Raw genomic sequence first — 14,209 nt, forward strand, 5'->3', positions numbered from 1 at the left:
GTCGGCGTCACGCGGCGTCGTCGCGCACGGCCTCGATCACGTGGCAGGTGTCGGCCCCCGTCCATTCCGGGCGCACCACCGTCACCGTGCGCAGCGCGAGCCCGGCGGCGGCCAGCAGGCGCGCGTACTCCGGCTCGCTGCGCTCCGCGCCGCCGGCCATCAGCATCGAGAGGTTGCTGTACGCGGCCAGCCGACTGGGCAGCGCGGTGTCGAAGCGGTCCGGACGGACCGTCTCGACGAGCAGTACCCGGCCGTGAGCGGGGATCGCCGCGCGGATGTTGCGCAGCAGCACGCCGCAGCGCTCGTCGTCCCAGTCGTGCAGCACGTTCTTGAGCAGGTAGGCGTCGTGGTCGGCCGGCACGGAGTCGAAGAAGTCCCCGCCCAGTACCTCGGCGTGGTCCGCGAGGCCGGCCTCCGCGAAGGTGGCCTCGGTGCCCTCCACCACCGACGGCAGGTCGAACAGGGTGCCCCGCAGGCCGGGGTTGGCCCGCAGGACGGCGGCCAGCAGCTCGCCCCTGCCGCCGCCGATGTCGACCAGCGAGCTGAACCGTCCGAAGTCGTACGCGGCGATGACGGCCTTTGCCGTGTGCCGGGAGAAGTACGACATCGCGCCGTTGAAGATCTCCGCGACATGCGGGGGCAGTTGCGCGAAGGGGTTCCCGGTCGGCTTCTGCTCAGAGGACTTCGGGGCGGTCACCAGGTGCTCGCGCAGGTTGAGCCAGCGCTGGACGTGCCCGGGGCCGCCGTGCATCAGGGCCACCGGCCGCAGCGACTCCTCGTCGTCCTCGCGCAGCAGCCGGCCGGCGGCGGTGAGCGAGAACCGGCCGTCCCCCTCGTCGGTGACCAGGCCCGCGGACGCGAGCAGGCACAGCAGCCGGAACAGGGAATCCGGGTTGGTGTCGGTGCGCTCGGCCAGCACGGCGTGGTCGAGCGGCGTCTCGCTCATCGCGTCGGCCAACTTGATCTGTGCGGCGGTGTTCACGGCCGCTGAGAGGTAGTGACCGGTGATCATCTGGAAGACCGCGGCGGCGTTCCCGGAGGTCTCGTCGGCGTGGGCGTTCGGAAGGGTCATGGTGGCTCGCCGTCTGTAGGTACGGGATCGGTACGGAAGCGACAGGAGTCTGGGGGCCGCTACTCGAGCCTCGCTGGAGCGCGCCTTGAGTGTGCCGCTTCAACAGCGCGTCGCGCGGCCCCCGAAGGCGCGTCGAGTCGGCCTCGAAAGCGCGTCGAGACGGCACGCCGACAGTTCGGTGGCAATGCCGTTGACGTCGTTGATCTCGAAGAAGGGCCGAGTGTGAATCAGGAACACTACTCCGTCGTGGTCGTGGGCTCGGGAACGGTCGGACTCTCCGTGGCCACCGCTCTGGCGCAATACGGCGTGTCGGTGCTGCTCGCGGAGCGGCACGCCGGCACCACCCCGCACCCGCGCGCGACGGGCATCCAGCCGTCTGTGAAGGAGTTCTTCCGGGGCCTCGGCCTCGACGAGCAAATCCGGGCCGCCGGCGCTGATCTGCGGGCCAGCAAGGGCAAGGTGGACCTCGCCTCGGTGGCCGGCACCGACCTGACCACCGCACCGCGCTACGCCACCCCGCCGGCCGAGGTGGCCAGGCTGACGACCCTGCTCAGCCCGACCGACATCGGCCCGGTCTCCCAGGACCGGATCGACGGGGTGCTCCGCGATGCCGCCCGCGAGCGGGGTGCGGAGCTGCGCTACCGCACGACCGTCACGGCAGTGGTGCAGGACGACGACGGGGTGACCGCGACCCTGGTGGACGACGCCGACGGCCGCGAGTACACCGTGCGTGCCGACTACCTGGTGGCGGCCGACGGGTCCGGCAGCCAGATCCGCACCGAGCTCGGAATCGACATGCGCGGGCCGACGGACCTCGGCAACCCGATGATCAACGTGCTGTTCACCGCAGACCTCAGCGAACTGGTGAAGGGCGACGAGTTCGCCATCGCTGAGATCTCCAACCCGGACACGGAGGGCATGATGCTCGCCGTCAACAACCGGGACCGCTGGATCTACCACTTCGGCTACCGGGACGACGAGCAGTTCACCGACTTCACCGACGAGCGCATCGTCCGGGCCATCAATGCGGCCATCGGACGCGACGACATCCCGGTCGAGATCGTCAGCGCCGTACCGTGGCGGATCTCGGCGCGCGTGGCCGACCGGGTGGTCGAGGGCCGGATCGTGCTGGCCGGCGACAGCGCGCACACCATCCCGCCGATCGGCGCCTTCGGCGTAAGCAGCGGTGTCGGCGACGCCGGCAACCTGGCCTGGAAGCTGGCGTACCTGGTGAAGCGGCAGGCGGGGCCGGCCCTGCTGCGCAGCTACGAGACCGAGCGGCTCCCGATCGTGCGCTTCACCCGGGACCAGGCCCTGCTGCGCCTGACCCACCTGGACCTGCACTGGGACCGCGTGCAGCACGGCGAGCACACCGGGGTCACCCTGGCCGACCCCCTGGTGACGGCGCTCGCCCATCAGTACCACGACGGCGCGCTGATCGACCCGCCCGGGTCGCTGCGCTCGTACAGCCGCCCGGACCTGAACCTGGACGGCTCGCCCGGCACCCGGGTGCCGCACGCCTGGGTCCAGCACCAGGGCAAGAGGATCTCCGTACTCGACCTGCCGCAGGGCGGGTTCGCCCTGCTCACCGGCCCGGACGGCGGCGAGTGGGTGGCCGCGGCCGCGGATGTCGCCGCCGGCATCGGCATCGACGTCCGCGGCTACCGGGTCGGGCCGGGATGCGAGGTGGACGACACCGGGACCGCCTGGGCGGCGCAGGCCGGCCTACGTGCGGGCGGCGCACTGCTGGTGCGACCGGACCTGTTCGTCGCCTGGCGCAGCCCCGACGCGGTCGAGGCGCCCCGGGAGGCCCTGGCGGCGGTGCTCGACCGGGTGCTCGACCTGTCCTCCCGCAGCGCCTCCTGAGGAGTGGCCACCATGTCGAATCGTCATCACACCCAGTCCCACCGGGGGCGGACCGCGGTCGTCACCGGTGCGACCCGCGGGGTCGGCCTCGCCATCGCCCGCCGGCTCTGCGAGGACGGGGCCGACGTGATCCTCAACTACGCCCACGACGACGAGACGGCGGCCCGCGCCGTCGAGGAACTCGCCCACCTGCCCGGCGAGGCGTTTGCCGTGAAGGCCGACGTGGCCGATCCGGCGGCATTGACCCAGCTGTTGAGCGCCGCGCACGGGCGCTTCGGGGGGCTCGACTACTTCGTCCACAACACCGCCTTCTTCCGACCCGCCCCGACCCTGGCCACCGCGCCCGAGGACGTCGAGCGCTCCCTGGCGGTGGCGCTGGGCCCGCTGCTGCACGGAGGTCGGTGGCTGGCGGAGTCCATGGCTGGAGGCCCGGGCCGGATCGTCGCGGTCTCCAGCCTCGGGGCCCAGCGGGTGGTGCCGGGCTACCTCGGCGCGGGCGTGGCGAAGGCGGCACTGGAGGCGCTGGTCCGCTACCTCGCCGTGGAACTGGCTGACCGGGAGATCACCGTCAACGCCGTCTCCACCGCGAAGATCGACAAGGGTGGCCGGGCCGGACCGTCCGGGCCGGCTGAGGCGCTGGCGGCCCGGACGCCCGGCGGGCGGCTGACCACCCCGGAGGACCTGGCCGGCGTCGTCTCCCTGCTCTGTTCCGCGGAGGCCGCGTGGATTCAGGGCCAGGTCATCACCGCCGACGGCGGTCTGAGTCTGCTCGCCGTCTGAGCGCGAGCCACACCCAGCGGAAGGAATGCGAATGCGCATCATCGACCTCTCCTCGCCGGTGGACGCCGCTGCGTGGGAGCCCGACCCGATCGAGCACCGCGTCATGACTCCCGCCGAGGGGGCCGTGCACATGGCGGAGGAGATGAAACGGCACCTCGGGATCGAGTTCGACCCCTCGGTGCTGCCGGACGGCGAGTTGCTCTCGCTGGACACCTTCACCCTCACCAGCCACACCGGCACCCACGTGGACGCCCCTTCCCACTACGGGACGGTCACGGCGTACGGAAGGCCGCCGCGCCACATCGACGAGATGCCGCTGGACTGGTTCGTCCGGCCAGGCCTGCGCCTGGACCTGCGGTCCGAGCCCGTCGGGGCAGCCTCGGTCGACGTGATCAAGCGCGAGCTGGACCGGATCGGGCGCAACCCGCAGCCGTACGACATCGTCCTGCTGCACACCGGCGCCTCCGAACACCTCGGCACCCAGCGGTACTTCACCGACTTCACCGGCCTGGACGGCCCGGCGGTGGACTTCCTGCTGGACCTCGGGGTCCGGGTGATCGGCACGGACGCATTCAGTCTGGATGCGCCGTTCGCGGACATGATCCGCCGTTACCAGGCCTCCGGGGACCGGAGTGTGCTGTGGCCGGCGCACTTCGCGGGTCGCCGCCGCGAGTACTGCCAGATCGAGCGGCTGTGCAACCTGGACGCGCTGCGGGACCTGGACGGGTACCTCGTCTCCTGCCTGCCGACCAAGCTGGTCGGCGCGGGCGCGGGGTGGACCAGGGCAGTCGCGCTGGTCGAGGAGTGATCCGAGTCCCCGATACGAAGGAGCTGGTGGGTGAACTGCCCACCAGCTCCTTCGTATCGGGGACTCAGCCGCGGTGGCGCCCGCCGGTGGCCGCGGTCAGGGCGGAGCGCAGCGGACCGAGGTCGGCGAGGCTGCCACGCGCACTCAGGTAGCCGTCCGGGCGCACCAGGGCCCAGCCGTCCGCGGACAGCCCGAGCGCGGTGGCGAGCGGGCGACCGGCCCCGGTCAGCGGCCTGGCTTCGAGCCACGCCTCGCTGCCGGCGGTGGCCCGGTCGATCCGCTCGTCCGGTGTGGTGCCGAGGAACAGTGTCCAGACCGGCCGGCGCAGCTGCTCGCCCAGGGCGGCGCGGGCCGCAGAGTCCGACGAGCACCGTGCGGCGGTGACCCGCTCGCCGGGCAGCGGCCTGCCGGGCGGCTGCGGGGCGCGGACGGTGAGCGCGCTGTCCGGGTAGGCGAGCCGCAGCCCTGAGACGCCGCCGAGCACGCGCCGCTGGAGCTTGATCCGCAGTGCCGGGACGGCCCGGACCACCGCGAAGACCACCGGCAGGGCAAGGCCGGCGACCGAGTTCTTGAGCTGGACCAGGAACGTGGCCCCCTTGGTGGACTTCAGCAGCGCCGCGCCGACCGGAACCCGCTCGGCGGAGTAACTGTCGAGCAGCTCCGGCGCGGCCTGCTCGTGTACGACCATGGCAAGCTTCCAGCCCAGGTTGAACGCCTCCTGGATGCCGGTGTTCATCCCCTGGCCAGAGGCCGGACTGTGGACGTGGGCGGCGTCCCCGGCGAGCAGCACCCGGCCGGAGCGCATCCGCTCGATCATCCGCTGCTGGAAGGTGAAGACCGAGACCCAGACCGGCTCGGCCACCTTCACCGGGACTCCGAGGCCGCGGCTGAGCTCGCGGCTGAACCGCTCGGCGACGACGGCCGGGCGGCCGTCCTTGGAGGCGGTGTCCAACAGGCGCCAGCGCCCGGGCGCGGACATCGGCGCCATCATCATGGTCAGGCCGCCGGCGCGGACCCAGTGGATGCTGTCACGGGGCAGGTCCACCTCGATGTCGGCGTCGGCGATCAGCCAGGTCTCGCTGGTCTCCCCCAGCAGCGGCAGCGCCAGTTGCTTGCGGACCGTACTGTGCCCGCCGTCGCAGCCGACCAGCCAGCGCGGGCGCACTGTCCCGGCGCCCGCCGCGTCGGACAGCGTGACCTCGACGTGGTCGGCCCGTTCGGTGAAGCCCTCCAGTCGTACTCCCCACTCCACCTCGACGCCGAGGCCGCGGACGGCGGCGCGCAGAACCTCCTCCGTCATCGCCTGGTCGATGCAGAGGGTGAACGGGTAGCGGGTCGGCATCTGCGCGTAGTCCGCGTCCAGCCGTGCCAGCCGGCGTCCGTTGTGGTGGAGCGTGAACGCCTCGACCCGCTGGCCGCGCGCCAGCATCGCGTCGACCACGCCCATCTGGTCGTAGGTTTCGAGCGTCCTCGGGTGGGTGGCGATGGCCCGGCTGGTCGTGGCCGGACCCGCCGCGGTGTCCACGACGCGCACCCGCACGCCCCGGCGCAGCAGCTCATGGGCCATGGTGAGACCCACCGGCCCGGCACCGACGACGAGGACCTCGGCAGCGGTGGACGGCGGATCGGGTGTGAGAGTCATCTGTTCCTACCTTTGCTGTGCGGACGGGCGAGTCACAGGTGGGCGAGTCCCAACTCGGCTGAGGCGGCACGGAACCGGGTGTTCTCAGCCGCCGGTCCGGCGCCGGCCGGTCCGAGCAGCGCGCACACCCGGGAACGGCCGGAGCGGACGGCCGGGTGGCGCCGGAGCGGGGTGATCAGGCCCTGGCCCGGGCCGCACTCGGCGAGCAGGTACGCGTCGCCCTCCGCCAACAGCGCCCCGACCGCCGGCCAGTACCGCACCGGCGCCACGGGGTGGGACGACCAGTACGCGGGGGAGGTCGCATTCTCCTCGCCGAGCCAGTGCGCGGTGTACCCCGACATGATCGGGACCACGGGCGGCCGCAGCCGCACCCCGGCCAGGCTCCGCAGCCCGGCCTCGACCAAGGGCTCCAGCGCCCGGCTGTGGAACGGCGTGGTCGCGGCCACCGGCGCGCAGGCCAGGCCGGCCGCCCGCAGCGCCTCCAGAGTCGCGGCGAGCGGAGCGGTCGGGCCGGCCAGCACGGTCTGGCGGGGCGCGTTGAGCGCGGCCACGTCCACACCCGGCCGAAGGTACGGCTCGACCTCCCGCTCGGTCGCCGAGACGGCGACCATGCCACCCGCAGGAGCCGACCCGACGTGGCGTACCCGATCCATGACCAGGCGGGCCGCATCGCCCAGCCCGATGACCCCGGCCAGCACCGCCGCCGCGACCTCGCCGATGCTGTGCCCCAGCAGCGCGGCCGGCTTCAGTCCGCGGTCCAGCAGCACCCGGCCGAGCGCGTAGTCCACGGCGAACAGCAGCGGTTGCGCCCGGGCGGCGTGGTCCAGCGGCACGCCCGGCCGATCCGACAGCCAGTCGGCCCGGATGGCCCGGCTCTCCGGCCCGAGCGCGGCGAACACCTCGTCCACTGCGGCGGCGAACTCGGGCTCGGACCGGTAGAGCCCGGTTCCCATCCCCGGGTACTGCGCTCCCTGCCCGGGCAGCAGCAGGACGATCGGGCACTCCGGTCCGGACGCGGTCTCGGCCACGGCAGCAGCCCCCCTTTCCGATTCAGTGGACGAACAGGTCGTCGGCGATGGCCACGCCCGGGTCGCCGTAGGCGATCTGGCGCAGGATGCCGCGGAACAGCGGTGTCCGGGAGACGAGCCCGGCTAGCTTCGGCCGTACCCGTGCGGCCACCGGATTCTGCGAGAGCATGCCCTTGTTCTGCAGCGACTGGACCCGCATCACCCGGCGCACGGCCGGTCGCCGCCGCCGGGTGTAGCTGCCCAGCACCTCGGCCCGGGCGTCACCCGCGCGCAGTGACGCCATGAGAACGGGGTGCAGCGCGACCGCGTCCTGGATCGCGAGGTTGATGCCCTGCGCGCCGAGCGGGCTGTGGGTGTGCGCGGCGTCGCCGATCAGCACCAGGCCGTCGGTGTGCCAGGTCTGCGCCTCCTGCGTGAAGACGTCGAGCAGGGACAGGTCGGACAACCGGGTCAGCCTGGCCTCGATGCGGTCCGCGAACTGGGGGAGCGCCTCGACGACCTGAGCTCGGACGTGGTCGATGCCGCGCTCGGCCAGCTCCCGGTAGCCCCCGTGGGGTAGGGTCCAGCCCACCTGCAGGCTGTCCGGGAACGATCGGTACAGCAGCACCGGGTTGCCGCCGCCGCGGAAGATCCGGACGGTGTCCCCCGTGTGCGGCGCGTTGTCGGCGGGCAGCTTGAACCACAGCACGTCGTGGTCGAAAGCCTCTTGGCGGCGGCTGCCGAATCCGGCCAGTGTCCGGATCTTGGAGTACCTGCCGTCCGCCCCGATGACGCAGTGCGCCCGGACCTGCGCCCGCCGGGCGCCGTCCGCCGTAACGCCGCGCACCACGCCGCCCTCCCGGACCAGCCCGCTCGCCCGGACGCCGGCGAGGTAGTGGAAGCCCTCGAACTCGCCGCAGGCCTGGAGCAGTTCCTCCAGCAGGTGCCGCTGCGGCAGGCTCAGTAGCTGGTTGTACGGGCTGGGCAGCCGGCGGTAGTCCACGTCGAGCAGCACCCGCTCGCGGTCGACGAGCTGGAAGCCGGTGTGCTCGTGCGCGCCGCGGTCGCGGGCGCCCTTCAGCACTCCCAACCGGTCCAGCAGCGCGGCGCCACCGGGTTGCAGGATCTCCCCGCGGTACTCCCGCTCCAGAGAGCGGCTCCGTTCCAGGACGGTCACGCCGGCCCCCGAGCGCAGCAGTAGGAGGGCCAGCGTGAGCCCGGCCGGTCCGCCGCCGACGACGCAGAAGTCGGTGCGCAGCCTGGTCTCCATCACGGACGGTCGTCCTCGGCACCGGCCGCCCGGTTCCACGCTACGTGTTCGACCTGCTCGACGGTGACGCCCGCCAGTCGGCCGAGCTCGGTGTGGCTGGGATGCGAGGTGACGGCCTCGTAGGCCGACGGGTCCCACCAGTAGCCGATGCCGGTGTACCGGCCGGGCTGCTTCAGGGACTTGTTGAGGTCGGCGTAGCCGAAGCCGAGCACGTCCTTGATGTGCTCGCCGTACACGGCGAAGGCCCGCTCGAAGGCCGCAGTGTCGCCGTCCACCTGGAAGGTGGTGATGTGCATCAGGGGTTTACCGAAGTCCTCGCGCTTGCCTGCGGCGTCCGTCGCGTTGATCCGGAACAGGTTCTTGCAGAGGTCGAGGTCAGCGCCGGCCAGCAGGCCGTGCATCACCTGCTGGTGGGCGCGGAAGGTGTCGCTCGCGACGACCCGCTGGAAGGCGTCCTGGGAGGTCCACCAGCCGAAGTTGACGTAGACCGAGGGGTCCTCGGTCAAGGTGACGGCCTGGTGTGCGCCGAAGCCCTCTTGGGAGCGCATGTACTCGACGTGCTCCAGGAAGAAACGCTCGAACTCCTTCGGATCCCCCTTGGTGGTGAACCGTGCGACGACGGTGATCAGGTTGCTCAGGTCCTTCTCGTTGCCGGTCATGCTGCCGCCTGCCTGTCTTCTCGTCTGGATCGGTGTGGTGTGCCCGCGGCGGCCGGATCAGTAGTTGCCTAGCCCGCCGCAGATGTTGATGGCCTGGGCCGTCACCGGGGCGGCGGCGTCCGAGGCCAGATAGCCGACCATCGCGGCCACTTCCTGGGGCTCGGTGTAGCGCCCGAGCGGGATCTTGGTCTGGAAGCGCTGGAGGACCTCCTCCTCGGAAACCTCCCAGTGGGCCGCGTAGCCCCGGCGCACGGTGGCGGCCATCGGCGTTTCGACGTAGCCGGGGCAGACCGCGTTGACGGTGATGCCGCTCTTCGCCAACTCCAGCCCGAGCGCCTTGGTGAAACCGACCACGCCGTGCTTGGAGGCGGAGTACGGCGCGCCCAGCGCGACGCCCTGCTTGCCACCGGTGGAGGCGATGCTGATGATCCGTCCACTCGGCAGCTCCCGCATCCGGCCGGTGGTGAGCACCGCCTTGGTCACCCGGAAGACGCTGTTGAGGTTGGTGTCGAGAACGTCCTGCCACAGCTCGTACGGGATCTCCGCGGTCACGCCGCCGCCGCTGCGCCCGGCGTTGTTGACCAGGACCTCAACCGGGCCGCAGCGCTCCACCGCGGCCGCCACGAATGCGTCCACCTCCTCCTGCGAGCGGACGTCGCAGGGCCGCCCGGCAACGTCGAGGCCCCGGCTGGTCAGCTCCTTCACGGTGACGGCGATCTCGTCCCCGCTGCGGGCGCCGATGAACACCCGGAACCCCTGTGCGGCGAGGGTGGTGGCGACCGCCAGTCCGATTCCTCGCGTGCCCCCGGTGACGATCGCCGTGCGTGTCCTCGTTCCCATCGAAACCTCCTCGTCGAGCTGCCGTCCGCCGGCCCGGGTGAGCCTCGCCGCGGCCGCTCGACCCCCGCTCAACCGTTGTTGGATCGATCCGCGCGCCCGTGCCTGCCCAGCCCGGTTCGACGGCCCCTCGACCACAGTTCCAGTCCGGACCCGGACACTCGGGCAGCCTGGCCGCGCCGCAGACCTGACGGCGCAGTGACCGAGGATCCAGGGCCGATGAGGAGCCGAGATGACACAGTCACCGCAGGGAACCGCCGATCTCCACCACCAAGTGCAGGCTTTCTACGCCCGCCAGATGCAGCTGCTCGACGCCGGCGAGGTCGAGGCCTGGGCCGACACGTTCACCGAGGACGGGGTGTTCTCCGCGAACGCCCACCCGGAGCCGACCAAGGGCCGGGCCGCGATTGTGGCGGGCGCCCGGGCTGCCCGCGAGAAGCTCGCCGCCACGGGCATGAGGCACCGGCACTGGCTGGGGATGCTGGATGTCCGGGAGATCTCCGAGAACCTCCTTGAGGTCCGCAGCTACGCCCTGGTGCTCGCGATCCCCCGGGGCGGGCAGGCCACCGTGCACGTCCATACGACATGCGACGACGAGCTGGTTCGGGCCGACGACGGCTGGCAGGTGGCCAACCGCCATGTGACCCGCGACGACCTGGCCGCGGAGCTGGACGGATGAGCGTCGTTCCGTACGTGCCGCTGGCCGAGAGCCCGGTCGCGGTCGCCGACCCCTACCCCGACCTGGGCCGGCTGCGCGCAGCCGGCCCGATGGCGCGGGTCCAGACCTCCTTCATGGGTGAGGTCTGGCTGGTCACCCGGTACGACCTGGCCCGGGAGCTGCTGGCCGACCTACGGTTCAGCCGTCGCCGGGACGACGACAGCGAGGTCGCCGCGGTGGACTCCGACCCTCCGGACCACACCCGTATCCGCAAGCTGGTGCGTCACGCGTTCAACCACCGCCGGGTCGAGCAGCTGCGCGACTGGGTCGGGGGGTTGGTCGACGGGATGCTCGACGAGCTGGAGACCGACCGGCCGGTGGACCTCCTGGAGCACTTCGCCTACCCACTGCCGATCGCGGTGATTTGCGAGATGCTCGGGGCCCCGCCCGAGGACCGCGCGGACGTCCGGGCCCGGACCGAGAAGATCCTGGCGGGCGAGGTCACCGAGAACCGGGAGGAGGTCTATGACCGGACCAAGCAGTACATCGAGCAACTGATCGAGCAGAAGCGCCGCACCCCCGGCGACGACCTGCTCAGCGGACTGATCGCGGCTCGCGAGGACGGCGAGCAGCTCAGCGAGCCCGAGCTGATCGAACTCGGCATCGCGCTGATCGCGGCCGGGTACGCCACCACGACCAACCTGATCGGCAACGGCGTCCACGCCCTGCTGACCAACCCCGATCAGCACCGGCTGCTCCGGGAGCGACCCGAGCTGATCAACTCGGCTGTCGAGGAGTTCCTGCGCTACGAGAGCTCGTTCAGTGCCGCCGGGCAGATCGCCCGTGAGGACGTGCAGGTGGGGGACGTCGTGATCCGCCAGGGCGACGTCGTGCTGATCTCCTTCTGTGGCGCGAACCGCGACCCGGATCGGTTCCCGGACCCGCACCGCCTGGACATCACCCGCGATCCCAACCCGCACCTCGCGTTCTCGCACGGCATCCACCATTGCCTGGGCGCCCCGTTGGCCCGGATGGAGGCCCAGGTGGCGATCGGGACGCTGGTCCGCCGGTTCCCGGACATCCGGCTGGCCGGGCCGGTCCGCTGGCGGGAGAACATCATGCGCGGGTTGCACGAGCTCCCGGTGGTCCTGGGCCGATGAGCCGGCGTGGGTGAGGTGTGGGACCGGAACCCCGGTGCCCGCACCCCACCCGCGGCCGTCAGGGCTCCTTCCGCTCCAGATCGAGGTAGGCGGCGGCCTGGAGGGAGAACAGTTCGGCGTAGTCGCCGTCCAGCTCCATCAGTTCGTCGTGGGTGCCCTGCTCGGCGACCGTGCCGTCGCGCAGCAGCACGATGTTGTTGGCGCGGCGGACGGTGGAGAACCGGTGCGAGATGTACAGGGTGGTCCGGCCCTCGGCCAACTCGGCGAGCTGGCTGAACAATTCGTGTTCGGCCTCGGCGTCGAGCGCGGAGGTCGGCTCGTCCAGCAGCAGGACGGCCGAGTCGCGGATGAAGGCGCGGCTCAGGGCGATCTTCTGCCACTCGCCGCCCGAAAGGCTGACCCCGCCGGCGAACCAGCGGCCGAGGGTGGTGTCCGCGCCCGCAGGCAGCCGGGCCACCAGGGGGGCGGCGCCGCCCCGGGTGAGCGCGTCCCCGACCCGCCAGGCGTCTCCCACCGCGGACAGGTCGCCGAGCGCGACGTTCTCGGCAACCGTGCCCTGGTAGCTGACGAAGTCCTGGAACATCGCGCTCATCCGCAGTCGCAGTTCCTCCGGGTCGTACTCGGTGATCGGCACACCGTCGAGCAGGATCCGGCCCTCCGTCGGATCGTAGAGCCGGCACAGCAGCTTGAGCAGGGTGGACTTGCCGGCGCCGTTGCGGCCCACGACTGCCACCCGCTCACCCGGGTGAATCTCAAGGCTGACGTTGCGCAGCGCGTCCTCACGGGCACCCTGGTAGCGGAACGACACGTTCTCGAACACGACGTGCCCGGTGACGCGCTCGGGCAGCCGCTCCGGGCGGGCCGGCGCGCCGATGGCCGGCACGGTGTCCAGGAAGCCGTAGAGGCGGCCCAGGTAGAGGGAGTTCTCGTGCAGTCCGCTGACCCCGTGGAAGATGGTCTGGAGTGACGCCTGGACGGCGGCGATGCCCGCCGTGTACAGCGTCAGGTCGCCCAGGGTGAGCCGGCCGTCCAGCGCCTCCAGCGCGACGTACAGGTAGGCCAGACTGCTGACCAGGGTGGACAGCAGTCCCCAGGCGACGCCGACCAGGTTGCGCTCGCGCACCAGCCGGGCCTGCCAGCGGTAGTAGGTCTCGCCGAGCCGGCGGTAGCGGTCGGTGAAGTAGCCGCCGAGGCCGGAGAACTTGACCTCCCGGGCATGGGTGTCGGTGGTGACCAGGCTGTTCAGGTACTCCATCCGCCGGGAGAGCGGGGAGCTCCAGAGCGACATCACGAAGCCGCGCATGCCGTACTGCGACTCGGCCAGGAAGGCTGGCAGCGGGGCGAGCAGGACCGCGATCACCAGGACAGGGCTGATCACCAGCATCAGGCCGAGCATGCCGGCGAAGGTGATCAGCGCCTTGATCAGGTCGAACATGCCACTGACCATGGCCATCGGACGGGTCGTCGTGCCGTCCTGTGCCTGACGCAGCAGGTCGTAGGAGCGCGAGTCCTCGAAGAACGCCAGGTCCAGCTCGGAGGCGTGGGCCATGATGCGGTGCCGGAAGGTCAGGGCGAGCCGCTCCTGCAGAAGCTGGCGGAACACGTTCGCCCCGGCGGTGCACAGCGCCAGCAGCCCCAGCACCGCGAGTTGGCCGGCCGCCACGACCACGATCTTGGTGGTCGGGGTCGTGGTCGTGGACCAGCCCAGCAGCGGTATGCCGAGCGCCACCTGATGCGCACCGTCGGTGCCGTGGAACCGGACTCCCTCCACCACGGCGTCGGTCAGCAGTTTCGCCACGTAGGCGCTCAGGGTCGGCAGGAATCCGCCGAGCACCGTGGTGGCCAGCAGCCCTACGGTCAGTGCCCGGCTCGCCGACCAGGTGCTCCGCAGGACCCGGGGCAGCCCGGTGACCGTCCCGGCAGCGGCCCGGCGCAGACCACGCAGCCGCTCCCGCAGCGGCCGCCCCTTGCGCCCGCGGGGTGGTTCCGGGAAGTCGAGTGGCCCTGTCAGGCCGCTGTCCCTGACGGTCACCGGTTCCTCGAACGGCCCTCGCCGCATGTCGTCTCCCTCCACTCGAAGGCTGCGCACGGATGGCGGGACGACCTCGATCGCCCCGCCATCAGGATCAACTCACTCAGGAAGAAGCGTGGTTGACGAACTCAACCAGGGCCCGGGGAGTCCGGACCTCGGAAAGGTCCAGCTCGGAGAGCTCCATGCCGTACTCGCGCTCAATCCTGGACTGGGCCTCCAGCAGGGCCAGGGAGTCGTAGCCGAGGTCGGCAAAGTCCTGATCCGCGGTCGCCGCGAACGGCTCGGCGCCGCCCTCCTCCCCGGCGCACTCCCGCAGGATGTCCTGGAGTCGTTCCAAGGTCATCTGGCTCAACGTCAACTCCTCTTTCCCTTCTCTTGCGTTCGCGTTGCGACGGACCGCCACTGACAGCCGTCCGGG

Annotated in this window: 13 protein-coding genes; 5 read left to right on the forward strand and 8 right to left on the reverse strand. The window is 71.6% G+C overall.

Annotated features, from left to right (window positions below; genetic code table 11):
• Positions 1 to 7: 7 nt before the first annotated feature.
• Positions 8 to 1,072 (reverse strand): methyltransferase, encoded by a 1,065-nt coding sequence (locus ACIP4P_RS07380; RefSeq protein ID WP_400915669.1) that lies wholly within the window; start codon positions 1,070 to 1,072, stop codon positions 8 to 10.
• 222 nt (positions 1,073 to 1,294) lie between these two features.
• Between ACIP4P_RS07380 and ACIP4P_RS07385 the strand changes: the two genes are divergently transcribed.
• The 3 genes from ACIP4P_RS07385 to ACIP4P_RS07395 are packed head-to-tail and all read left to right on the forward strand — an operon-like array spanning position 1,295 to position 4,526.
• Positions 1,295 to 2,938, forward strand: coding sequence for an FAD-dependent monooxygenase (locus tag ACIP4P_RS07385; protein WP_400915670.1), 1,644 nt, complete (start codon positions 1,295 to 1,297; stop codon positions 2,936 to 2,938).
• A gap of 12 nt (positions 2,939 to 2,950) precedes the next feature.
• A complete protein-coding gene (locus ACIP4P_RS07390; RefSeq protein ID WP_400915672.1) occupies positions 2,951 to 3,718 on the forward strand; it encodes an SDR family oxidoreductase in 768 nt (255 codons plus the stop codon).
• A 31-nt stretch (positions 3,719 to 3,749) separates the two neighbouring features.
• On the forward strand, positions 3,750 to 4,526 hold the full coding sequence (locus tag ACIP4P_RS07395) for a cyclase family protein (protein ID WP_400915674.1): 777 nt from the start codon (positions 3,750 to 3,752) through the stop codon (positions 4,524 to 4,526).
• A gap of 64 nt (positions 4,527 to 4,590) precedes the next feature.
• Here the strand turns inward: ACIP4P_RS07395 and ACIP4P_RS07400 are convergent, their stop codons facing one another.
• Genes ACIP4P_RS07400 through ACIP4P_RS07420 form a run of 5 tightly spaced genes read right to left on the reverse strand, consistent with a single transcriptional unit; the run spans position 4,591 to position 9,944 of the window.
• A complete protein-coding gene (locus ACIP4P_RS07400) occupies positions 4,591 to 6,168 on the reverse strand; it encodes an FAD-dependent monooxygenase (protein ID WP_400915676.1) in 1,578 nt (525 codons plus the stop codon).
• Between the two features lie 32 nt (positions 6,169 to 6,200).
• Positions 6,201 to 7,196 (reverse strand): acyltransferase domain-containing protein, encoded by a 996-nt coding sequence (locus ACIP4P_RS07405; RefSeq protein ID WP_400915678.1) that lies wholly within the window; start codon positions 7,194 to 7,196, stop codon positions 6,201 to 6,203.
• A gap of 22 nt (positions 7,197 to 7,218) precedes the next feature.
• A complete protein-coding gene (locus ACIP4P_RS07410; RefSeq protein WP_400916399.1) occupies positions 7,219 to 8,445 on the reverse strand; it encodes an FAD-dependent monooxygenase in 1,227 nt (408 codons plus the stop codon).
• Positions 8,445 to 9,104, reverse strand: a complete 660-nt coding sequence (locus tag ACIP4P_RS07415; RefSeq protein WP_400915679.1) for an antibiotic biosynthesis monooxygenase — start codon at positions 9,102 to 9,104, stop codon at positions 8,445 to 8,447. The genes ACIP4P_RS07410 and ACIP4P_RS07415 overlap by 1 nt, the downstream gene beginning before the upstream one ends.
• A 57-nt stretch (positions 9,105 to 9,161) precedes the next feature.
• Positions 9,162 to 9,944, reverse strand: a complete 783-nt coding sequence (locus tag ACIP4P_RS07420; protein WP_400915681.1) for an SDR family NAD(P)-dependent oxidoreductase — start codon at positions 9,942 to 9,944, stop codon at positions 9,162 to 9,164.
• Positions 9,945 to 10,173: 229 nt separating this feature from the next.
• Here ACIP4P_RS07420 and ACIP4P_RS07425 point away from each other — a divergent pair, with 229 nt between their 5' ends.
• Positions 10,174 to 10,620, forward strand: a complete 447-nt coding sequence (locus ACIP4P_RS07425) for a nuclear transport factor 2 family protein (RefSeq protein ID WP_400915682.1) — start codon at positions 10,174 to 10,176, stop codon at positions 10,618 to 10,620.
• Positions 10,617 to 11,759 carry a cytochrome P450 gene (locus tag ACIP4P_RS07430; protein ID WP_400915684.1) on the forward strand — a complete coding sequence of 381 codons (1,143 nt, stop codon included), beginning with the start codon at positions 10,617 to 10,619 and terminating at the stop codon, positions 11,757 to 11,759. The genes ACIP4P_RS07425 and ACIP4P_RS07430 overlap by 4 nt, the downstream gene beginning before the upstream one ends.
• 58 nt (positions 11,760 to 11,817) lie before the next feature.
• Here ACIP4P_RS07430 and ACIP4P_RS07435 read toward each other — a convergent pair whose 3' ends face one another.
• The gene (locus ACIP4P_RS07435; protein ID WP_400915686.1) at positions 11,818 to 13,791 is read right to left on the reverse strand and encodes an ABC transporter ATP-binding protein; all 1,974 of its coding nucleotides are present in this window, start codon (positions 13,789 to 13,791) and stop codon (positions 11,818 to 11,820) included.
• Positions 13,792 to 13,894: 103 nt separating this feature from the next.
• Positions 13,895 to 14,134, reverse strand: a complete 240-nt coding sequence (locus ACIP4P_RS07440) for an acyl carrier protein (protein ID WP_400915688.1) — start codon at positions 14,132 to 14,134, stop codon at positions 13,895 to 13,897.
• Positions 14,135 to 14,209 lie beyond the last annotated feature (75 nt).

Origin of the sequence: Kitasatospora sp. NPDC089509 (assembly GCF_044749365.1) — a bacterium.
Taxonomy (GTDB): domain Bacteria; phylum Actinomycetota; class Actinomycetes; order Streptomycetales; family Streptomycetaceae; genus Kitasatospora.

Coding starts and splice junctions, on each gene's coding strand:
- ACIP4P_RS07430 (WP_400915684.1), top strand. CDS start 10,617: ATGAGCGTCGTTCCGTACGTGCCGCTGGCCGAGAGCCCGGTCGCGGTC.
- ACIP4P_RS07425 (WP_400915682.1), top strand. CDS start 10,174: ATGACACAGTCACCGCAGGGAACCGCCGATCTCCACCACCAAGTGCAG.
- ACIP4P_RS07390 (WP_400915672.1), top strand. CDS start 2,951: ATGTCGAATCGTCATCACACCCAGTCCCACCGGGGGCGGACCGCGGTC.
- ACIP4P_RS07415 (WP_400915679.1), bottom strand. CDS start 9,104: ATGACCGGCAACGAGAAGGACCTGAGCAACCTGATCACCGTCGTCGCA.
- ACIP4P_RS07440 (WP_400915688.1), bottom strand. CDS start 14,134: ATGACCTTGGAACGACTCCAGGACATCCTGCGGGAGTGCGCCGGGGAG.
- ACIP4P_RS07420 (WP_400915681.1), bottom strand. CDS start 9,944: ATGGGAACGAGGACACGCACGGCGATCGTCACCGGGGGCACGCGAGGA.
- ACIP4P_RS07395 (WP_400915674.1), top strand. CDS start 3,750: ATGCGCATCATCGACCTCTCCTCGCCGGTGGACGCCGCTGCGTGGGAG.
- ACIP4P_RS07380 (WP_400915669.1), bottom strand. CDS start 1,072: ATGACCCTTCCGAACGCCCACGCCGACGAGACCTCCGGGAACGCCGCC.
- ACIP4P_RS07410 (WP_400916399.1), bottom strand. CDS start 8,445: ATGGAGACCAGGCTGCGCACCGACTTCTGCGTCGTCGGCGGCGGACCG.
- ACIP4P_RS07400 (WP_400915676.1), bottom strand. CDS start 6,168: ATGACTCTCACACCCGATCCGCCGTCCACCGCTGCCGAGGTCCTCGTC.